Origin of the sequence: Duganella sp. (genome assembly GCF_039595735.1) — a bacterium.
Lineage (GTDB): Bacteria > Pseudomonadota > Gammaproteobacteria > Burkholderiales > Burkholderiaceae_D > Rugamonas.
This window is the reverse complement of the sequence record NZ_JBCNLB010000002.1, coordinates 486,578-507,384: the sequence shown is the minus strand read 5'-3', so window position 1 is coordinate 507,384 and position 20,807 is coordinate 486,578. Positions and strand designations below refer to the sequence as shown.

Genomic DNA, 20,807 nt, shown 5'->3' with positions numbered 1-20,807 from the left:
ACGGCGCCTCTGGCGCCGTTTTTATTTCATCGCCAGCGGGTGGGCGTTGAGCCAGGATTGGAGGGTGTCGGCGCTGCCGGACGGCAGGTGCAGCCCGAGTTTGGTGCGGCGCCAGAGGATGTCCTGCGCGCTGCGCGCCCATTCATAGCGGCGCAGGTATTCAACTTCCGTGGCATACAGGCCGGCGACGATTTCTTCGCCCATCGAGGCCACGTCGGTGCGGTCGCTCAGCAGCGTGTGGATGCGGGTGCCGTAGGTGCGGCAGTAGCGTGTCACCAGTGCCGATGGCAGGCCGCTGTAGCGGGCAATCTGCGCGCGGCGCCAGGCGTCGAATTCCAGTACCGATTTATTTTGCGGCTCGGCGCCGAACAAGTCGCCGCCCGGCAGGCAGGCGTTGTGGGTCCAGCCACCGTGGCGGTTGTCCAGCGCTTTGGCGATATGGTCGACCGCCTCCTCCGCCAGTTTGCGGAAGGTGGTGATCTTGCCGCCAAAGACGCTCAAGATCGGCGGCCCGTCGCTGTCCACCTCCAGCCGATAATCGCGCGTGACGGCCTTGGCGTCGGCGCCATCCTCCACCAGCGGCCGCACGCCGGAATAGGTCCACACCACGTCGGCCGGCACGATCGGCTTGACGAAGTACTGGCTGGCCAGCTGGCACAAATAAGCAATTTCATCCTCGCTGATGGCGACCTGATTGGGGTCGCCGCGATAATCCAGGTCAGTGGTGCCGATCAGCGTGAAGTCGCGCTCATACGGAATCGCAAACACGATGCGCCCGTCGGGATGCTGGAAGATGTAGGCATTGTCATGCTCGAAGATGCGCCTGACCACAATGTGGCTGCCCTTGATCAGCCGCAGATGGCCGCCATCGGCGCGTGGCACGGCGCCATGCAGCAGATCGGCGGTCCACGGCCCGGCCGCATTCACCACATAACGCGCATTGACGCGGATATGCCCGCAACTGGGCTTGAACAAAGTCGCTTCCCAGTCAGCCGTCTTGCGTTCCAGTTTCGTGCACACGGCCTGGGTCAGGATGGTGGCGCCCTTCTCGCAAGCGTCGATGGCGTTCAGCACCACCAGCCGCGCATCATCCACCCAGCCGTCGGAATAAATAAAGCCGCGCTCGAACTCGGGCTTCAGCGGCTTGCCCGCCGCGTGACTGCGCAGGTTGATGCCGGCCGACGCCGGCAGCAGCTCGCGCCGCGCCAGCATATCGTATAAAAACAGGCCCGCGCGTATCAGCAACGCCGGCCGCTGGCCCGGCGCATGCGGCATCACGAAACGCAGCGGCCACATGATGTGCGGCGCGGCGCGCAGCAGCACTTCACGCTCGATCAGCGCCTTGCGCACCAGGTTGAATTCATAATACTCCAGATAACGCAAGCCGCCATGTATCAGCTTGGTGGAGGCGGACGAGGTATGCGAGGCCAGATCATCCTTCTCGCACAGCACCACCGACAGCCCGCGTCCCGCCGCATCGCGGGCGATACCGGCGCCGTTAATGCCGCCGCCGACGATCAGGACGTCGCAATCCAGTATGTGCTGCGGTTCCGCCATATGGTCCCTTTGGAGCTGTATACCTGTACGTTACGACAAGTGACGCCAAGTAACAATAGCCTTGTTCTATAATCGCGCATACTTCTGAAACCGAGAGATGATGTTTTGACAACCTCGACCTCCCTCCCCACCTGGATCAACCGCCGCAATATGATACGCGCCGCCCTTGCCGCCGGACTGGCCGCCCTGATCGGCGGCGGTCTGCTGCTGGCCTACATGCTGCTGTACGTGGCGCCGAACCTGCCGTCGCTGGAGGCAGTAACCGACTATCGGCCGAAAATCCCGCTGCGCATCTACACCGCCGACAATGCCCTGATTGGCGAATTCGGTGAGGAACACCGCGACTTCATCCCCATCAAGGATATGCCGGAGCTGATGAAAAAATCGCTGCTGGCGATCGAGGACAAGCGCTTCTACGAACATAACGGCATCGACTGGGTGCGCGCGTTGGGCGCGGTGCGCGCCAACCTGGGCGGCGCGTTCCGCCAGGGCGGCTCCACCATCACCATGCAGGTGGCGCGCAACTTCTACCTGACGCGCGAAAAATTCGTCAGCCGCAAGCTGACTGAAGTGATGCTGGCGCTGAAAATCGAAGCTGCACTGAGCAAGGACCAGATCCTGGAACTGTACATGAACCAGATCTACCTCGGCCAGCGCTCGTTCGGCTTTGGCGCCGCGGCCCAAGTCTACTTCGGCAAGCCGCTGAAAGATCTGGACGTGGCCGAGATGGCGATGCTGGCCGGCCTGCCGCAAAATCCGGCGCGCCACAACCCGGCCGTCAATCCGAAACGCGCCAAACAACGCCAGCAAGTCGTGCTGCGTTCCATGCGCGATCTTGATTACATCACCGAAGCGCAATATCAGAAAGCGCTGAAGGAAACCCTGCACATCAGCCGCAAGGGCGTCGACTTTGACGTGCACGCCGAATACGTGGCCGAACTGGCGCGCCAGGTTGTGTACGCGCAGTTCAAGGAAGATTCGTACACCAAGGGCATCAGCGTTTACACCACCATTCTGAAGGCCGACCAGAAAGCCGCCTACGATTCGATGCGCCGCAATGTGATGAACTACGACCAGCGCCACGGCTATCGCGGCCCGGAAGCGGTAATCACGCTGCCGGCCAATGACGAGGAACGCGATGACGCTATCGAGGACGCGCTGCAAAAACGTCCAAGCAGCGACGGCCTGATTCCGGCCGTGGTGCTGGAGGCCAGCCCGAAGGCGGTCAAGGTGCAGAACCCGGCCGGCGAAGAAATCACCATCACCGGCGATGGCTTGAGACTGGTGGCCAATGCGCTGAGCGAGAAGGCCAAGGACGCCGTCCGCGTGCGTCCCGGCGCGGTGATCCGCATCATGCAGGGCGATAAGAACGCCTGGGCGATCACGCAAGTGCCGCAGGTGGCGGCAGCCTTCGTGTCGCTGGACGCGGTGACCGGCGCCTACCACGCCATGGTGGGCGGCTTCGATTACAACCTGCAGAAGTTCAATCACGTCACGCAGGCCTGGCGCCAGCCCGGTTCCTCGCTCAAGCCGTTCGTGTATTCGGCGGCGCTGGAGCGTGGCTTCTCGCCGCTGACCATCCTGAACGACTCGCCGCTTACCCTGACCGGCGCCGAAACCGGCAACGAAACCTGGTCGCCACGCAATGACGATGGCGTGTTCGACGGCCCGATCAGCATGCGCACCGCGCTATCCAAGTCCAAGAACGTGGTGTCGGTGCGCATCCTGCGCGCCATCGGCGTGCCCTATGCGCACAGCTACCTTGGCAAGTTTGGCTTCGACCTGGCCAAGCATCCGAAGAACCTGACCATGGCGCTGGGGACCGGCTCGGTGACGCCGGCGCAGCTGGCCGGCGCCTACTCGGTGTTTGCCAACGGCGGTTACACTGTCGAGCCTTACCTGATCGCCAAGATCGTCGACGGCGATGGCAAGGTGATTCAGGAAACCAAACCGCGCACCACGCTGCCGGACGAGGCGCGCGTGCTCGATCCACGCAACGCTTATGTCATGGATTCGATGATGCGCGAAGTGACGCGCAGCGGTACCGGCGGTGCGGTGGCGCGCCTCGGCCGCCCTGATTTGGCGGGCAAGACCGGCACCTCCAGCGATGCGGTCGACGGCTGGTTCGCCGGCTACGGCGGCGGCATCGTGGCGGTATCGTGGATGGGCTACGACGATTCCAAGTCGCTGGGCGGCAAGGAGTTCGGCGCCACCGTGGCGCTGCCGATCTGGATCGATTATATGCGGGTCGCCATGCAAAGCCGTCCGCCGCAAGAGCGTCCGGTGCCGACCGGCCTGACGCAAGTCAGCGGCGAGTGGCTGTACGATGAATTCACCGGCGACGCCGCGCGCAAGTCGCTGGACATGGAAGAAGAACCGGCCGGTGCCGAGAACGTGGAGCCGGTGCCTGCCGGCGCCGCGCCGGCCGCTGCTCCCGCCCCGGCAACTGCGCCGAATGCGGAAAACATCAAGCCGGTGCCGGCTGGTCCGAACCGCTGATGGGGTCTTATGCCGACAGATAGCCGCGCATCATGCGCACGGCGCTGTCGGCAAAGCGGTCGGGATCGATGTCGGCCGCGCGGTACTTCCAGCGCTTGACGTACCAGTCCTGGAACATCGCCATGATGTGGGCCGCAATCAGATCCGCACTGGCGTGCGGCCGATTCGGCACCTGCGCAATCACCTCCGCAAACAGCGCCTGCACGTGCAGCTCCGATTCCTTGGCGGTGCCGCGTTGCTCGGCCTGCAGTACGCGCGAATCCATAAAGACGAAATAGAACCACGGCTGCAGGATCTCGGAGACGTAGATCGAAGCGCGGATCAGCGCTTCCAGCCGGTCCAGCGGGTCGCCGATGTCGGCATACATCCTGGGCACTTCGTGGGTCGCGTGGCGCACCACGTCTTCGATCATTTCCGCCAGTTGGTCCTTGCTGCTGATGTAGCCATACAGACCGCCCATCGACAAGCCGGTTTCACCGCACAAGTCGCGCAGGTTCATGGCGCGGAAGCCGACGTCATTCGCCAGCTTGAAGGTGGCGTTGAAGATTTTTTCAAGGTTTTCCAGCGCCGGCTTGCGGCGCTTGACCGTGATGCGGTCGGCATAGCGGTCGAGCAGATAGGCCCAGATATTCACGCCGTCCAGCGGCGTCCTGGCCTGGAAATGTTGGAAGTCGAATTGCGCCGGCAAGGTTGTCCCTGTAGTGATATTTTTGAGAAGATTATAGCGCAGGTGCCTGCGCGCGCTCGTCAGGCACGCAGATTGGCTCGTAGGGCCAAGCGGGCGGACTGCAAGGCCGGGCCGCCGATGCTACATTGGGCAACACAACATAACCCTCGGAGACCGCCATGAAACAACGCTTCTGGAACAGCCTGACGTTATGCCTTGCCCTGCTGGCGGCCCTGCCGGCGCCGTCGTGGGCGGCCGGCTACACGCAGACCAGATATCCCATCGTACTGGTGCACGGGCTGTTCGGCTTTGACAGCGTGGGACCGGTGGATTACTTCTACGGCATCGCTTCGGCGCTGCGCAGCGGCGGCGCCGATGTGTATGTGACGTCGGTGTCGGCCGCCAACAGCACCGAAGTGCGCGGCGAGCAGTTGCTGTTGCAGGTCAGGCAGATCCTGGCTGCGACCGGCGCGGCCAAGGTGAATCTGGTGGGGCACAGCCATGGCGGTCCGACCTCGCGTTATGTGGCGTCGGTGCGGCCGGATCTGGTGGCGTCGGTGACCAGCGTGGGTGGCGTTAACAAGGGATCGCGCGTGGCCGATGTGCTGATCGGCGCGGTGCCGGATGTGACGTATAGCGTGGCGAACGCGGTCTCGGGTCTTATCAGCTTCCTGTCCGGAAGCCCGGCCTTGCCGCAGAATGCGCGTGCGGCGGCGACCTCACTAAGCACCGCCGGGACGCTGGCGTTCAACAGCCGTCATCCGCAGGGCGTGCCCACGTCCGCTTGTGGCGAGGGCGACTATCAGGTGAACGGTGTGCATTACTTCTCGTGGAGCGGTGCGCAGCCCTATACCAATGTGCTGGATGCCAGCGATCCGGTGCTGGCGCTGACGGCGCTGGCCTTCAACGGCGCCAAAAACGATGGTCTGGTCAGCAGCTGCTCCAGCCATCTGGGCCGCGTGATTCGTGATGACTATGCGCTCAACCATCTGGACGAAGTGAATCAGCTGATCGGCATCAGCAATCTGTTCGAGACCAATCCGGTGACCATCTACCGTCAGCAGGCCAATCGTCTGCAGGGTCTGGGGCTTTGATGCGGACCGCGTTGCGCGTCGTCTTGCTGGCCGCGCTTGCAGGGGGCGGCGCTTATCTGCTGTTGCGGCAGGAAGCGCCGGCGGCCGCAGTCGCCGTGCAGCGCGCCGAGCCGGATTACTTCGCTTTCGTACCGTCGATGGCCGGCACCCGTCCGGACGGCGCGGCGCGCGCCAGTGGTGGACGCCTGGAAGTGAACGCGGAACTGGCATACCTGTTCGATTACTATCTGGCCGGTCTCGGTGAACGCCCGCTGGAAGCGATACGCGCCGAGATCATTCGCGAGCTGAGGCGGCGCCTGCCCCCAGCGCCGGCGGCCGAGGCCACGCGCCTGCTGGATGCGTGGCTGGCCTACAAGCGCGCCTTGGTGGAGGTGGAACGCGGCCTGCCGCCGCAAACCGATCCGCTGCTGCGCGCCCGTCAGCGGCTGGCAGCGATGCAGCAACTGCGCGGCGCGTATTTCAGCAATGAGGAAATCACTGGTCTGTTTGGCGCATCGGATGCCTATGACCTCGATGCCATCGCGCGGCTGGAAATCAACAGCGACGCCAGCCTGAATGAAGCGCAGCGCAAGCAGAAACTGTCTGCACTGGACGCCGCCCTGCCGCCAAAAGCCCGCGAAGAAAAAGATGCGCCCACGCGCGTGCTGCGCCTGGAAGAAGCAGTGACCGCGGCCCGCGCCGGCGGTGCCGACGACAATGAAGTCTACCGCCTGCGCTCGGCCGCCCTGTCCCCGGCCGCCGCCGCACGCCTGGCCGACGTCGACCGCGAGGAGGCCGACTGGCAGCGCCGCATCGCGACCTACCAAGCCCAGCGCCGTGAACTCTTGCAAAATGCTGCCCCTGCTGCCGCGGTCCAGCAACTGCGCGACGGCATCTTCAGCACCGACGAACAAAAACGCCTGCCGGCCTATGAATAATCAATGCACATAGCGGGCAATGTAATACACGCCACCCAGCAACAGCGAAGCGAAGCCATACAGCTTCCAGACATGCCCCATCAACGCCCGATGCAAATCCATTCTCGTCTCTTGCAACGCAGTGTGAAAATCTTCCCGCTGCCTGGACAATGCCATATTAAATTCTTCGTGCTGCTTGGACAACGCGGCATGGAAATCCTCTCGCTGTTTGGACAAAGCAGCATTAAAGGCCTCGCTGTGTTTAGACAGAGCAGCATTAAGTTCTTCGCGCTGTTTGGACAAGGCAGCATTAAAGGCCTCGCTGTGTTTAGACAGAGCAGCATTAAATTCTTCGCGCTGTTTGGACAAGGCAGCATTAAATTCCTCGCGCTGTTTGGACAAGCCGGCCCTGAACTCCTCTCGTTGACTGAACAAACCAGCACTAAAATTCTCCCGCTGTTCGTCCAGCCCGACCTTAAAATCGTATCGATGCGTCGCAAGCTGCGTTCGAAACTCCTCCCGATGCTCGGATAAGTTCGTCTGAACCTCAAGCTTGAACTCATAGATGAGCGCAAAAAGGCGCTCAAAACCGGCGTTCATCTCAGCACGCAGCGCCGCGATGTCGTCCTTGGTGGCGAAGCTGTTGCGTATGACGGCCACGTCTGTCTCCAGTGCAGCAATACGCACATCATAAGAACTTCTGCCGGAATCCTCAACCTGCGGGTTTTCATTGGCGCCGTGCATGATCGCCCTCCTGTCGATGAGCTACCACGCTAGCACTACGCGCCACACCACGTTTGAGGCAGATCAAGCGTGCGCCAGCGCGGCGGCAAGCTCGATTTTGTTGGAGACGCCAAGGCTGGAGTAGACATCGCGCAAGTACGTCCGCACTGTCGACGGCGTCAAGCCCATCTCGCGCGCAATCTCCTTGTACGATTGCCCTCGCGCATACAACAGTGCCGCGCTCAGCTCGCGTGGCGTCAGCTGCGCGCGCTGCCCCGCACCGGCCAGCGTAATCGCCACCAGGCTGTCGGCCGGCGCCAGCACCAGCTTGGCCCCGCCCAACGTCACGCTGCAAGGCAAATGCGCAAACGCCGCCGTCACCGACCGCGGCAACGTCGTGCCCTGCCAGTCATCGCAATCGCGCGCCAGCGCGTCGCCAATGCGCCGGCCCAGGTAGTACAACTGCCCCTGCGCATCCGCCACCGCCAGCCCATCCAGCGACGACGCCCCAAATGCCGCCTGCCAATCGGCCAGCCGGTGCTTCCAGCTTTGCAGCATGTGCTGGGTGAACTCCAGAAACAGCATGCTCTCCACATCATTGAACGCCGCGTGCGGGCAATTGCGGTACAGGCAGACAAAGAACAACAGCCCGCTGCCCGGCAATTCAAACGTAATCGCCATGATGGTGTGCAAGCCATGCCGCTTGACAAACGCCAGCATCTCTTCCGATTCGCCGTCCTCGCAATCGCCGCTGGCGCGCAGCACAGTGCCCAGCGACGCAATCGAATCCTGCGCAAAACAATCACTGGCCGCGATCACCCCATTCCACTCCTGCGCAAAAGTCGTGCTCAGGCCCATGCTGGCGTGCAGCAGATTACGCGGCCCCACGCCCGGCCCGCCCGGACTCACCTGCCCCCACCACGCCGAATCAAAGCCGATGAAGCGGCGCAGTATCAGCAAGGTTTCTCGCAAAAATACCTGGGGCTCGGCATGCCGCATCAAGCCGCCCATTTCCAGCACGCCGCTGCTGAACGATTGGTAAAACGAGGCCGGCAACTCCGCCACGCTGCCGACGCCCTTGATCCACGGATAGTCATGTTCCATCGCGCTTTCTCCATACCCTGCATTTGAGGAGGGCCGTTCGCGGCCTTGCAGACAGTAAGATAAATCATATCAGGCAACCTGATATTTATCATCCATAATCATAACGGAGACAAGCATGAAAACAATCAGCAACAAGCTGCAGGCGCTGGCATTGGCCTGCGGCCTCGCCCTGTCCGGCGCGGCCCTGCTCAGTGGTTGCGGCGACGGCGCCGGCATCGCGGTCGCGGCCACCGTCCCGCCCTACAAGGAAGTCAGCATCGGCACCGATTTCTGGGACATCACCGTCCCCCCGCCGGCCACCGCCCAGCCCGGCGACATCTATCAGGTCCAGCCGCGCACCGACGCGCCCAGCGGCAGCAAGGGTTGGAGCGTGATCTACGTCTCCGAAATCCAGCCAGGCAAACTGGCCTACGTCTCCGGCGAAATCTACGTGCCGACCACGGCCGCCAGCGGCCAGCGCGACGTGGTACTGTGGAACCACGAGACCGCCGGCCTGGCCGATGCCTGCGCGCCGTCGCGCCGCAACACCGTCGAGCAAGGCAATGACCGCGTGCCCGCCATGCCGGCCCTGCTGGCCAAAGGCTACATCGTGGTGATGAGCGATTATCCCGGCCTCGGCCTGCCTGGACCGGCCTACTATATGGCCGGCCAGCCAAACGCCCGCGCATCACTCGACATGCTGCGCGTGGCGCAGAAATTCACTGACGCCAATCCATCGAAGCGCTATGTGATGTACGGCTGGTCGCAAGGCGGGCAAACCACCATGTGGAGCGAAAACATCGCTGCCAGCTACGCGCCGGAATTCACCGGCCTCGGCGCGGCGCTGATCGCCCCGGCCGTGCGCATCAAGGACCTGACGCTGAATTCCATGACCAGCGCGGAAAACGCCGGCTACGTGATCTCTACCCTGCCCGGCATCCAGGCTTACTTTCCGGACCTGAAGTACCGCGACTTCCTGACCGCGGACGCGATGGAACAGTTGCCGGTGCTGGCCAGCGGCTGCTTTGACGTGTGGAACACGGCGGCCGGCGTCAAGGATGCTTATGTGCCAGGGGCGCTGGCGAGCGGTTCAAAGTGGTGGGAGGCGATGACGGCGGTCGATAACTTCGCGCCCAAGGGCAGCATGCCGTTCATGATTTATCAGGGCTCGGCCGATACCACCACGCCACCGCCACTGACCAGGCGCGAACGCGTGGCCCTGTGCAGCGCCGGTTCGGCGGTGAACTACCAGGAGTTCGCCGGACTGGATCACATTGCCGTGGTGGCGGCAGCGGCCAGGCTGCTGCCGGATTGGGTGGAGAGCCGGTTCAAGGGGCAAGCGGCCAGCAGCAATTGCGGCAGTTAGCCACGCGGTCCGGCGAAGCGCCGGTGGCCAGGCACGCTCAGCATGGCTTCCGGCCTGCGCCGGAACGACGGGCTTAGAACTCTTCCCAGTCGTCGCCCGTGGCGGCCGCCATTTGCCTGGGGGCAGCCGGCTTCAGGGCCGGGCGTGGTGCGGCCGCTGCCACGGCCGGCACGGTGGCCGTCCTGCGCACCGCCATCGGCTGCGCGCGCGGCAGCGCCGACTGCTCCATGCGGAACACGCTCACCACCTGGGCCAGCCCCGCCGCCTGCTCCTGCAGCGAAGCTGCCGCCGCGGCAGCCTGTTCCACCAATGCCGCATTCTGCTGCGTCACCGTGTCCATCTGGCCCACCGCCATATTGATCTGGTCGATGCCGGTGCTTTGCTCCTGCGTGGCCATGCTGATCTCGCCCATGATGTCGGTCACGCGTGCCACGCTGCTGACGATCTCGCCCATGGTGCTGCCGGCTTCCTCCACCAGCTTGCTGCCGGCGCCAACTTTTTCCACCGAATCACCGATCAGTTCCTTGATTTCCTTGGCCGCCGCTGCCGAGCGCTGCGCCAGGGTGCGCACTTCGCCGGCCACCACGGCAAAGCCGCGCCCTTGTTCGCCGGCACGGGCCGCTTCCACCGCCGCATTCAGCGCCAGGATGTTGGTCTGGAAAGCGATGCCATCGATGACCGAAATGATGTCCACGATTTTGGCCGACGAGGCATTGATGGAATCCATGGTTTGCACCACCCGCGCCACCACGTCGCCGCCGCGCTGCGCCACGCTGGAAGCGGACGCCGCCAGAGTATTGGCCTGGCGCGCATTGTCGGCATTCTGGCGCACGGTGCTGGTCAGCTCTTCCATCGAGGATGCCGTCTCTTCCAGCGAGCTGGCCTGCTCCTCGGTACGCTGCGACAAGTCCAGATTGCCGCTGGCGATCTGCTGCGACGCCGTGGCGATGGTGTCCGTACCGCTGCGCACCTGGCCGACAATGCGGATCAGGCTATCGTTCATGTCTTTGAGCGCCCCCAGCAATTGGCCGGTTTCCTCGCGGGTGTGCACCTCGATGTGGCTGGTCAGATCGCCCGAGGCCACAGTCTGCGCCACGCTGACCGCCTTGTTGATTGGGTGGGTAATGGCGGCCGTGATATAGGCCGCGCAGCCTATCGCCACCAGCGCCGCAATCAGCGCCGCCGTCACCATGGCCCATTCGGCGCTGCTGACCGCTTCCTGGCCATCGTGTACGCTGGCTTCGGAAATCTGCTCGTTCAGTTTTTCGATCTTCAGCAGCGTCGCCTCGGCCTTCTGAAACAGCGGGCGTGACTGGTTGTAGTGCTGGTAAAACTCGGTGAACAAATCCATCTGCTTCTGTTCATCGTTATTGGCCGCCAGCGCGGCGATGGTAGCGCCCAGCTTGCTGTCCAGCGCTTTCCACGCATCCCATTCGCCGGTAAACTGCTTCCACAAGACGGCTTCTTCCGGCGTCTGCGGCAGCGGTTCATAGCGCTTCCAGCCGCGCTCGATGTTGGCCCAGGCCTTGTTGCGCATCTCGATCGCTTCCGCAAACCTGGCCTGCGCCTGATAATCATGTGAATACGTGCCGGCATACATGGTGGCCGCCGCCACCGCGGTCTGGCCTTCGCTCATCACCAGCAAGCCCTGAATCGACGGCAGGCGCACCACGCCGATCTCGTTGACCGCACCGCCCACCTTGGCGATGCCGCGATAACCGGCCGCGCCTACCACCAGCAAAGCCACCATCATGATGGCGACCAGCGTCGCCAGCTTCCACTTGATCAGCAGATTCTTGAACATTTCTCACTCCGGTAGTGGATTATTAGTTCTTATTTCCAACTAATATGCGGCGCGGGCGATGAGGGCGTCAATCAGATTCTTGAAGGCTGTGGCGCGAGCCGCACAGTGTCAGCCAGCCGCCACGCGGTTGCGGCCGGCACGCTTGGCCTCATACATGGCGGCGTCGCCGGCCGAGATCAGGCGGATCAGGTCATAGTCATGCTGGTCCGAGCAGACCACGCCCATGCTGGCGGTGTAGCGCACGGACAGCTTGTCCAGCTCCACCACCTCGTACTCGATGCGCGCGCGCAGCCGTTCGGCCACCTTGAGCGCGGCCTCGCGGTCGACGCCGTCCAGCACCAGCACGAACTCCTCGCCGCCAAAGCGCGCCAGCAGGTCAAGCGGACGCAGCTCCAGGCGCACCAGCCGCGCCAGGTGGCGCAGCACCTCGTCCCCCACCGGGTGGCCGTAGGTATCGTTAATGACCTTGAAGTAGTCGACGTCGATCATGATCACCGCCAGGCTGCGGCCGCCGCGCTGGGCGCGCAAGCCAGTGCGCTTGCCCTGCATCTCCAGTCCGGATCGGTTGAGGGCGCCGGTCAGCGCGTCCAGCGTGGACAAGCGGCGCAGGCGCTCGGCATAGCGCCACATCACCATCAGGATCAGGCCGAAAGCGATGCAGATCTGCGCCAGCGGCACCACCAGCGCGCTCAGATGGATCACCAGCGAATTGGCGCCATCGGCCGTATCGCCCTGGGTCAGCATGTGGACGCCGCGCAGGAACAGGGCAAAACCGAGCAGCACAAAGCCGGCCACCGCGATGCCGGACACGCGCCAGCTGCCACGACGCGCAATCGCTATCGCGCAAATCCAGTTGAGCAGCGCAAAGTAGAAGCCGCTGAAGCACAGGCGTGCGCGCAGGCTCGGCGCCACCAGCGTGTAATACGCCGCGATCACCAGCGCGATGCCGGTCATGATGGCAATGCTGGTCCATGACAGCGTGCTGGCACAGTACACGCGCAGGCCGCGCAGCACCAGCCCGAGGCCGAACGCGATCACGCCGTAGCCGAGGATGGCGGAAACCACCAGCGGCAATCCGTCCATATTGCACATCGCCATGCCCGCCGACACTGCCACATTGCCGGCCGCCCACCAGCGTTGCTCCGGAGGACTGTCGGTATAGCAGGCCGAAGCCACCAGCAACGCCGTGGTCAGCAGCGTTACGCAAATTTGGACCAGTAAAAGTGTATCGAGATTCAGCACGCCAGCATCCATCTTGAGGAGCTATCAATGTAGCGCAGCGTGTGTCTTGAAGCAATCACTAAATTGCAGAAAAGAAATCAATCGGGCGCTCACGGCGGCCCGGTATCGGGTAAAGTGTGGTTCATCGCAGACTATCGACTGACCCATGCCCTACCCGATTGAACACAAGCTGGTGATCGGCATCGCCTCCAGCGCCCTGTTTGACCTGACCGCCTCGCACCAGGTGTACCTGGAGGGCGGCGCCGAGGCGTACCGCAAGTATCAGGAACAGCAGATCGGCGCCGTGCTGGACAAGGGCGTGGCCTTTCCCTTCATCCGCCGCTTCCTGAGCATCAACAAGCACCATCCGCAAAGTTCACCAGTGGAAGTGGTGCTGTTTTCGCGCAATTCGCCGGAGACCGGGCTGCGGGTGATGAACTCGATCGCCCACTACGGGCTGGACATCTCGCGGGCCTGCTTCCTGACGGGGCAATCGCCGTACACCTATCTGCCGGCTTTCAACACCTCGCTGTTCCTGAGCGCCAACGAGGAAGACGTGCGGCGGGCGCTGGACGCCAACTACCCGGCCGGCCTGGTGCTGCCCGCGCGCACCGAGGATGACGAAAACGACGGCGAACTGCGCATCGCCTTCGACTTTGACGGCGTGATTGCCGATGACGAGTCGGAAACCGTCTTCAAGCGCAACAACAACGTCGACGAATTCCACGCTCACGAGATCGAAAAAGTGGCGATTCCGCACCAGCCGGGGCCGCTGGCGGACCTGTTCCGCAAGCTGTCGGTGATGCAGCAGCTGGAGGAAGACGCCCAGCGCGCCGATCCGGCCTACAAAAAGATCCTGCGCATCGCCATCATCACCGCCCGCAGCGCGCCGGCGCATGAGCGTGTGGTGACCACGCTGAAGAGCTGGGGGGTGTCGGCCAACGAGACCTTCTTCCTCGGCGGGATGGAAAAAGCCCGGGTCCTGAGCATCTTCAAGCCGCATATGTTCTTTGACGACCAGCTGAGCCACCTGAAGTCGCCGGCCGGGAATATCCCGATGGTGCACATCCCCTTCGGCGTTGCCAACCGCTTGGTATAATAGCGGTCTGGATAACTGTTGAATGTATGTTGTGTCGTCAGCCTTAAGCAAATCCATACCCAAACCCGGCAACCGCTTTGCCCTGCCCGCGCTGCATGGCTCGGCGGATGCTTACGCGTTGGCGCAAATTGCGCTTGACCTGAAGTCGCGGGGCCAGATGCTGGCCATCGTGGTGGCCAACGCCAGCGACGCCCAGCGCCTGCTGGATGAAATCCCATGGTTCGGCGGCGATCAGCTGCGCTGCCACCTGCTGCCGGATTGGGAAACCCTGCCCTACGACGCCTTCTCGCCGCACCAGGATCTGGTGTCCGAGCGCCTGGCCACGCTGCACGAAATCTCCAGCGGCCAGTGCGATGTGATGCTGGTGCCGGCCACCACCGCGCTGGTGCGCATGGCGCCGCCGTCCTTCCTGGCCGCCTACACCTTCTTCTTCCAGCAGGGTGAATCGCTGGATGAGGCGCAACTGAAGTCGCAACTGACGCTGGCCGGCTACACCCACGTCACGCAGGTGATGTCGCCCGGCGAATATTCGGTCCGTGGCGGCCTGATCGACCTGTTCCCGATGGGCTCCGCCCTGCCGTATCGCCTGGACCTGTTTGGCGACACCATCGAAACCATCCGCACCTTCGACGCCGACACCCAGCGTTCGCTGTATCCGGTCAAGCAGGTGCGCTTGCTGCCGGGCCGCGAATTCCCGATGGATGAGGCTTCGCGCACCGCTTTCCGCAGCCGCTGGCGCGAGCATTTCGAAGGCGATCCATCGCGCGCGGTGATTTATAAAGACATCGGCGCCGGCATCGCTTCGGCCGGTATCGAATACTACCTGCCGCTGTTCTTCGAGCAGACCGCCACCCTGTTCGACTACCTGCCGCAAGGCGCGGTGCTGGCCACCGTGGGCGATATCGAAGCATCGATCAAGCGCTTCTGGACCGATACCTCGTCGCGCTACCGCTTCATCAAGGCTGACCGCGAGCGCCCCATCATGGCGCCGGAAGAACTGTTCCTGAACGAAGAACAGTTCTTCGTGCTGGCCAAGCCGTATCCGCAGATCGCGGTGCGCAAGAACGCCGACGCCGGCGCTTCCGAGCTGTCCGCGCCAGTGCCGGACATCGCCGTCAACCGTCATCTGGACGACCCGCTGACCAATCTGCGCGCCTACCTGATGCAGTCCGGCAGCCGCGTGATGATCTGTGCCGAATCCAACGGCCGCCGCGAAACGCTGCAGCAGTACTTCAACGAATACGATCTGCCGCTGGCCGGCGTGGAAGGCTACGAGGGCTTTATCGCCTCCGACGCCAGGCTGGCGCTGGGCGTGGCGCCGCTGCACGCCGGCTTTGAATTGTCCGCCGACGGCGTGCGCCTGATCTTCATCACCGAGACCGAGTTGTACGCAGGCTCCGGCCGCCGCGTCGGCAAGAAGAAGCAGGAAGCCGTCACCCAGGTCGAATCGATGGTGCGCGACCTGTCGGAACTGAAGATCGGCGACCCGGTGGTGCACGTCAACCATGGCATCGGCCGCTACATGGGCCTGACCAGCATGGACCTGGGCGAAGGCGAAGCCGAGTTCCTCCACCTGGAATATGCCAAGGAGACCAAGCTGTATGTGCCGGTCTCGCAGCTGCACGTGATTTCGCGCTATTCCGGCGCCTCGCCGGACGATGCGCCACTGCATACGCTGGGTTCCGGCCAATGGGAAAAAGCCAAGCGCAAGGCTGCGGAACAGGTGCGCGATACCGCCGCCGAGCTGCTCAACCTCTACGCCCGCCGCGCGCTGCGCCAGGGCCACGCGTTTGAATATTCAGCGCACGACTACGAGCGCTTTGCCGACAGCTTCGGCTTTGAAGAGACGCCGGACCAGCAGGAAGCCATCAACAACGTGGTGCGCGACATGACCTCGGGTAAGCCGATGGACCGCCTGGTGTGCGGCGACGTCGGTTTCGGCAAGACCGAAGTGGCGCTGCGCGCGGCCTTCATCGCCGTCATGGGCGGCAAGCAGGTGGCGATTCTGGCGCCGACCACGCTGCTGGCCGAACAGCATGCGCAGACCTTCGCCGACCGCTTTGCCGACTGGCCGGTACGCATTGCCGAAATGTCGCGCTTCCGCACCGGCAAAGAGATCGCGCAAGCCATCAAGGGCATGGCCGACGGCACGCTGGACATCATCATCGGCACCCACAAGCTGCTGTCGGAGGACGTGAAGTTCACCCGCCTCGGCCTGGTCATCATCGACGAAGAACACCGTTTCGGCGTGCGTCAGAAGGAAGCGTTGAAATCGCTGCGCGCCGAAGTGGACGTGCTGACGCTGACCGCCACGCCGATCCCGCGCACGCTGGGCATGGCGCTGGAAGGCCTGCGCGACTTCTCCGTAATCGCCACCGCACCGCAAAAGCGCCTGGCGATCAAGACCTTTGTGCGCAGCGAGCAGGAGTCGGTGATCCGCGAAGCCTGCCTGCGTGAGCTCAAGCGCGGCGGCCAGGTCTACTTCCTGCACAACGAGGTGGAGACCATCCAGAACCGGCTGGCGATGCTGACCGAGCTGCTGCCGGAAGCGCGCATCGGCGTGGCTCACGGCCAGATGCACGAACGCGATCTGGAAAAAGTGATGCGCGACTTCGTGGCGCAGCGCTTCAACATCCTGCTGTGCACCACGATTATCGAAACCGGCATCGACGTGCCGACCGCGAACACCATCATCATGCACCGCGCCGACAAATTCGGCCTGGCGCAGCTGCACCAGCTGCGCGGCCGCGTCGGCCGTTCGCACCACCAGGCGTATGCCTACCTGCTGGTGCACGACGTGCAATCGCTGACCAAGCAGGCGCAGCGCCGCCTCGACGCCATCCAGCAGATGGAAGAACTGGGCTCGGGCTTCTACCTCGCCATGCACGATCTGGAGATCCGCGGCGCCGGTGAAGTCCTGGGCGACAACCAGTCCGGCGAGATGACCGAGATCGGCTTCCAGCTGTACTCGGACATGCTGAACGAAGCGGTACGCTCGCTCAAGGCCGGCAAGGAGCCTGACCTGGCGGCGCCGCTGGCCACCACCACCGAAATCAATCTGCACGTGCCGGCGCTGCTGCCGGCCGATTTCTGCGGCGATGTGCACGAGCGTCTGTCGATCTACAAGCGCATGGCCAACTGCGAATCGCAGGGCAAGATCGACGACATGCAGGAAGAATTGATCGACCGCTTTGGCAAGCTGCCGGACGCTGTCAAGGCGCTGATCGAAACGCACCGTTTGCGCATCGCCGCCAAGACGGTGGGCATCATCAAGATCGACGCCCACGCGGAAGCGGCCAACCTGCAGTTCATGCCGAAGCCGCCGATCGATCCGATGCGCATCATCGAACTGATACAGAAGAACCGCCAGATCAAGCTGAATGGCCAGGACAAGCTGAAAATCACCGCCGCCATGCCGGACCTGTCCGCGCGCGTAGCGCAGATCAAGGCCGCGATCAAACAACTGACTACTTAACCACCCTACGCCACATGACTACCGCACAAACCGCCATGAACCTCGTGCTGCAAGGCGCGGACGATTGCAAGCCGCGCCTGGAGCGCATCGCCGCCCTGACCGCAGCCGCCAACCTGACCTGGCTGAGCGACCGCGCCGTGCGCTGCGAAGGCATCGCCTTCTCGCCGGCGCTGCGCCAGACCATCGAAGTGGCGGCGCAGGCCGCGCAGCTGGACACCACGTACTCGATCGGCTATCACAAGATGAGCGAATTCAAGCTGGTGGCGATGGACATGGATTCGACCCTGATCACCATCGAGTGCATCGACGAAATCGCCGACATGCAGGGTTTGAAGCAGCAGGTGTCGGAAATCACGGAAGCGGCCATGCGCGGCGAGCTGGATTTCGCCGCAAGCCTGAAGCGCCGCGTGGCGCTGCTGGAAGGGCTGGAAGCGTCGGCACTGGAGCGCGTGTACAAAGAACGCCTGCAACTGTCGCTGGGCGCGGAAGCGATGCTGAAAGCGGTGCAGGCGGCGGGTCTGAAAACCCTGCTGGTATCGGGCGGCTTCACCTTCTTCACCGAGCGCCTGAAAACGCGCCTGGGCCTGGACTACACCCACGCCAACCAGCTGGAGATCATCGATGGCCGCCTGACCGGGAAGGTGGTCGGCGGCATCGTTGACGCGGAAGAGAAGAAGCGCACGGTGGAACGCGTGTGCGCGGAGCTGGGCATCTCGCCATCGCAGGCGATCGTGATGGGCGACGGCGCCAATGACCTGAAAATGATGAGCATCTCCGGCATGTCGGTGGCCTTCCGCGCCAAGCCCGTGGTGCGCGAGCAGGCCAATGTGGCGCTCAACTTCGTCGGGCTGGATGGCATCCTGCCGCTGCTGACCTGATCAGTGCAGCGCCTTCCTGGCCGCCTTGAGCGCATACATTTGCGCGTCGCCGGCGGCCAGCAGTTCGTTCAGATCCTGTGGATCGGCCGGGTCAAACTGCACCACCCCGCAGGAAAACTCCAGCCGGTAGCCGCGCTGCGCCTTGTTGTTATAGCTTTCCAGCTGGCTGCCGAATTTTTCCAGCGCCCGCTGCGCGTCGGCCTTGCCGGCGCCGGTCAGCAGCACCACGAATTCATCGCCACCCAGCCGCGCAAATAAATCCGAGCTGCGGAAACTGGCGCACATCACTTCCGCAAACGCCGCCAGCGCCAGATCGCCCTCCGCGTGGCCGAAGTTATCGTTGATGGGCTTAAAACGATCGAGATCGATAAACGCCAGCGATGCCGGTTGCCTGTTGCGCACGCAGTAACTTAGCGCGTACTGGGCCAGTTGCATGAAGCCGCGACGGTTGGAAATCTGGGTCAGTTCGTCGGTGGTGGCGGTCTGGAAGGCTGTCAGCTCGGATTCCACCATGGAGGCAAGGTCGCGCAGGGCGATGGCGTCGTCCTCGTCAAACTCGCGCGGAGTGGTGTCGATGATGCACAGCGTGCCTACCTTGGCGCCGTCGCCGGAACGCAGCGGGCAGCCGGCGTAAAAACGGATATGGGGGTCGCCCGTCACCAGCGGATTGTCAGCAAAGCGCTCGTCGGTCAAGGCGTTCCTGATCAGGAAAATGTCGTCGCCAAGAATGGCGTGGCCGCAGAACGAGATACTGCGCGGCGTTTCGCAGACGTCCACGCCCTGCACTGATTTGAACCATTGGCGATCTTCATCGACCAGGCTGACCAGCGCAATCGGCACGCCAAACATGCGCCTTGCCATGCGGGTGACACGGTCGAAACGCTCCTCGGCCGCGGTATCAAGGACATTGAGCGACTTCAGCGTCGCTAGCCGAAGCGCCTCATTTACGGGTATGCCGGGCTCTTTCAAGATAGTCTCCCAAGCTGTCGTACCCCAATACTAACTCATCTTTTTGCCAGTTAGCGTGGCAATCAGCCCATCTGTGGCATCTTCGATATAGTCCAGTACCAGATCGAAGCCCCTGCCGCCGCCGTAATACGGGTCCGGCACCACCTCCGAACCGCTGCGGCGCGCGTGCGACATCATGAGCCCCAGCTTGTGCTGATATTCGGGCGGACAGGCCGCTTTCAGCAACTTCAGGTTCTCGTGATCCATCGCCAGCAGGTGGTCGAAGTCCTTGAAATCTTGCGCCGTTACCTTGCGCGAGCGCTGCGCCGACAGGTCGTAGCCACGCTTGATGGCGTATTCCATCGAACGCGCGTCCGGCGGTTCTCCCACGTGATAGCCGTGCGTGCCGGCCGAATCGATATGAAAACGATGCGCCAGCCCGGCCGCTTCCACGCGGTGCCGGAACACGCCTTCCGCCGTCGGGGAGCGGCAGATATTCCCCATGCAGACAAACAGCACCGATACCGGCTTGGACATGGGCGGACTCCTTATATAATCAACATGCTTGCATTTTATCTTCTAGGGAGTGGGAATGGCATCGAGCTGCGGCTGCCGGCTGGTAAATATTAATGACGCGGTACAGGGTGCGATGGTGCCGGTCGCGTTCCTCTACCCTGCCGTGGGCGAGGAAAAGACCGGGCATTTCGGGCCGTATTCACTGGATGTGGCGCGCGACGCGCCGCCGGCTGATGGGATATATCCGCTGGTGGTGATTTCACACGGCCATTCGGGCACGCCGTGGGCATATCGCGAGCTGGCCAGGCATCTGGCATTGGCGGGCTTTGTGGTCGCCCTGCCCGCCCACACCGGCAACACGCGCACCGACAACTCGCTGGCCGGCACCGCCGCCAATCTGGCCAACCGCCCACGTCATATCACGCTGACCATCGATGCGGCGCTGGACGATGCGGTGCTGGGCGCGCACGTCGCCCGCACGGGCGTGGCGGTGATCGGCCACTCCATCGGCGGCTACACGGCGCTGGCGGCGGCCGGCGGCATCCCCTGGAGCGGACCGTATGAACGCAAGGATTCCAATGCGCCGCCCGAGCAGGTGCCGGTGACACCGGATGCACGCATTCGTTCGCTGGTGCTGCTGAATCCTGCCACATTCTGGTTTATCGCCGGTTCGCTGCGGCCGGTCGACCTGCCGATCCTGATGCGCACCGGCGAAAAGGATGAGGTCACGCCGATCGAGCACGCGCACAAGATTATCGAGGGCGTGGCCCAGCCGGCGCTGGTGGAGCACAAGGATATTCCGGGCGCCGGCCACTTCGCCTTCATGAGCAAGTTCCCGCCGGAGATGACGCGGCCAGGTTTCAAACCCTCGCAAGATCCGGAAGGCTTCGACCGCGAAAGCATTCAAGCCGAGTTTTTTGCCGACGTCACCGCGTTCCTGCGCCGGACACTGTGCGACAATCGCCCAGCCAACTAGTTATA

16 protein-coding genes are annotated in these 20,807 nt (G+C 63.2%); 8 read left to right on the top strand and 8 right to left on the bottom strand.

The window, feature by feature from the left end:
• Positions 1-21 precede the first annotated feature (21 nt).
• The gene (gene glpD, locus ABDW57_RS07340) at positions 22-1,557 is read right to left on the bottom strand and encodes a glycerol-3-phosphate dehydrogenase (protein WP_343729548.1); all 1,536 of its coding nucleotides are present in this window, start codon (positions 1,555-1,557) and stop codon (positions 22-24) included.
• A 150-nt stretch (positions 1,558-1,707) separates the two neighbouring features.
• Between glpD and ABDW57_RS07335 the strand changes: the two genes are divergently transcribed.
• Positions 1,708-4,056, top strand: a complete 2,349-nt coding sequence (locus ABDW57_RS07335; protein WP_343729576.1) for a PBP1A family penicillin-binding protein — start codon at positions 1,708-1,710, stop codon at positions 4,054-4,056.
• A 7-nt stretch (positions 4,057-4,063) separates the two neighbouring features.
• Here the strand turns inward: ABDW57_RS07335 and ABDW57_RS07330 are convergent, their stop codons facing one another.
• On the bottom strand, positions 4,064-4,744 hold the full coding sequence (locus ABDW57_RS07330) for a helix-turn-helix domain-containing protein (RefSeq protein ID WP_343729547.1): 681 nt from the start codon (positions 4,742-4,744) through the stop codon (positions 4,064-4,066).
• 158 nt (positions 4,745-4,902) lie between these two features.
• Between ABDW57_RS07330 and ABDW57_RS07325 the strand changes: the two genes are divergently transcribed.
• On the top strand, positions 4,903-5,817 hold the full coding sequence (locus ABDW57_RS07325; RefSeq protein ID WP_343729546.1) for a triacylglycerol lipase: 915 nt from the start codon (positions 4,903-4,905) through the stop codon (positions 5,815-5,817).
• Positions 5,817-6,734, top strand: a complete 918-nt coding sequence (locus tag ABDW57_RS07320; protein WP_343729545.1) for a lipase secretion chaperone — start codon at positions 5,817-5,819, stop codon at positions 6,732-6,734. Before ABDW57_RS07325 ends, ABDW57_RS07320 begins: the two co-directional genes overlap by 1 nt.
• On the opposite strand, the gene ABDW57_RS07315 is transcribed toward ABDW57_RS07320, so the two are convergent.
• Both ABDW57_RS07315 and ABDW57_RS07310 read right to left on the bottom strand, forming a co-directional pair.
• The gene (locus tag ABDW57_RS07315; RefSeq protein WP_343729544.1) at positions 6,735-7,457 is read right to left on the bottom strand and encodes a hypothetical protein; all 723 of its coding nucleotides are present in this window, start codon (positions 7,455-7,457) and stop codon (positions 6,735-6,737) included.
• 63 nt (positions 7,458-7,520) lie between these two features.
• Positions 7,521-8,540, bottom strand: coding sequence for a helix-turn-helix transcriptional regulator (locus tag ABDW57_RS07310; protein ID WP_343729543.1), 1,020 nt, complete (start codon positions 8,538-8,540; stop codon positions 7,521-7,523).
• Between the two features lie 115 nt (positions 8,541-8,655).
• Here ABDW57_RS07310 and ABDW57_RS07305 point away from each other — a divergent pair, with 115 nt between their 5' ends.
• On the top strand, positions 8,656-9,885 hold the full coding sequence (locus ABDW57_RS07305) for a lipase family protein (protein ID WP_343729542.1): 1,230 nt from the start codon (positions 8,656-8,658) through the stop codon (positions 9,883-9,885).
• A 73-nt stretch (positions 9,886-9,958) separates the two neighbouring features.
• Here the strand turns inward: ABDW57_RS07305 and ABDW57_RS07300 are convergent, their stop codons facing one another.
• Entirely contained in the window at positions 9,959-11,689 is a 1,731-nt protein-coding gene (locus ABDW57_RS07300; RefSeq protein ID WP_343729541.1) for a methyl-accepting chemotaxis protein, read from the bottom strand.
• 108 nt (positions 11,690-11,797) lie between these two features.
• Complete coding sequence (locus ABDW57_RS07295) at positions 11,798-12,931, bottom strand: GGDEF domain-containing protein (protein ID WP_343729540.1); 1,134 nt, start codon at positions 12,929-12,931, stop codon at positions 11,798-11,800.
• 145 nt (positions 12,932-13,076) lie between these two features.
• Here ABDW57_RS07295 and ABDW57_RS07290 point away from each other — a divergent pair, with 145 nt between their 5' ends.
• From ABDW57_RS07290 to serB, 3 genes are read left to right on the top strand one after another with little or no spacing between them, the layout of a single operon-like run.
• Positions 13,077-14,009 (top strand): 5'-nucleotidase, encoded by a 933-nt coding sequence (locus ABDW57_RS07290; RefSeq protein ID WP_343729539.1) that lies wholly within the window; start codon positions 13,077-13,079, stop codon positions 14,007-14,009.
• Positions 14,010-14,040: 31 nt separating this feature from the next.
• A complete protein-coding gene (gene mfd / locus ABDW57_RS07285) occupies positions 14,041-17,484 on the top strand; it encodes a transcription-repair coupling factor (protein ID WP_343729538.1) in 3,444 nt (1,147 codons plus the stop codon).
• 14 nt (positions 17,485-17,498) lie between these two features.
• Positions 17,499-18,362, top strand: a complete 864-nt coding sequence (gene serB, locus ABDW57_RS07280) for a phosphoserine phosphatase SerB (RefSeq protein ID WP_343729537.1) — start codon at positions 17,499-17,501, stop codon at positions 18,360-18,362.
• Here the strand turns inward: serB and ABDW57_RS07275 are convergent, their stop codons facing one another.
• The gene (locus ABDW57_RS07275; RefSeq protein WP_343729536.1) at positions 18,363-19,331 is read right to left on the bottom strand and encodes a diguanylate cyclase; all 969 of its coding nucleotides are present in this window, start codon (positions 19,329-19,331) and stop codon (positions 18,363-18,365) included. It abuts the gene before it with no gap.
• A 30-nt stretch (positions 19,332-19,361) separates the two neighbouring features.
• Positions 19,362-19,847: a low molecular weight protein-tyrosine-phosphatase gene (locus tag ABDW57_RS07270; RefSeq protein ID WP_343729535.1), complete on the bottom strand. Its 486-nt coding sequence runs from the start codon at positions 19,845-19,847 to the stop codon at positions 19,362-19,364.
• Between the two features lie 55 nt (positions 19,848-19,902).
• Between ABDW57_RS07270 and ABDW57_RS07265 the strand changes: the two genes are divergently transcribed.
• Positions 19,903-20,802, top strand: coding sequence for an alpha/beta fold hydrolase (locus ABDW57_RS07265; protein ID WP_343729534.1), 900 nt, complete (start codon positions 19,903-19,905; stop codon positions 20,800-20,802).
• Positions 20,803-20,807 lie beyond the last annotated feature (5 nt).

Coding starts and splice junctions, on each gene's coding strand:
- ABDW57_RS07325 (WP_343729546.1), top strand. CDS start 4,903: ATGAAACAACGCTTCTGGAACAGCCTGACGTTATGCCTTGCCCTGCTG.
- ABDW57_RS07265 (WP_343729534.1), top strand. CDS start 19,903: ATGGCATCGAGCTGCGGCTGCCGGCTGGTAAATATTAATGACGCGGTA.
- serB (WP_343729537.1), top strand. CDS start 17,499: ATGACTACCGCACAAACCGCCATGAACCTCGTGCTGCAAGGCGCGGAC.
- ABDW57_RS07315 (WP_343729544.1), bottom strand. CDS start 7,457: ATGCACGGCGCCAATGAAAACCCGCAGGTTGAGGATTCCGGCAGAAGT.
- ABDW57_RS07270 (WP_343729535.1), bottom strand. CDS start 19,847: ATGTCCAAGCCGGTATCGGTGCTGTTTGTCTGCATGGGGAATATCTGC.
- ABDW57_RS07320 (WP_343729545.1), top strand. CDS start 5,817: ATGCGGACCGCGTTGCGCGTCGTCTTGCTGGCCGCGCTTGCAGGGGGC.
- ABDW57_RS07300 (WP_343729541.1), bottom strand. CDS start 11,689: ATGTTCAAGAATCTGCTGATCAAGTGGAAGCTGGCGACGCTGGTCGCC.
- ABDW57_RS07290 (WP_343729539.1), top strand. CDS start 13,077: ATGCCCTACCCGATTGAACACAAGCTGGTGATCGGCATCGCCTCCAGC.
- glpD (WP_343729548.1), bottom strand. CDS start 1,557: ATGGCGGAACCGCAGCACATACTGGATTGCGACGTCCTGATCGTCGGC.
- ABDW57_RS07305 (WP_343729542.1), top strand. CDS start 8,656: ATGAAAACAATCAGCAACAAGCTGCAGGCGCTGGCATTGGCCTGCGGC.
- ABDW57_RS07310 (WP_343729543.1), bottom strand. CDS start 8,540: ATGGAACATGACTATCCGTGGATCAAGGGCGTCGGCAGCGTGGCGGAG.
- ABDW57_RS07335 (WP_343729576.1), top strand. CDS start 1,708: ATGATACGCGCCGCCCTTGCCGCCGGACTGGCCGCCCTGATCGGCGGC.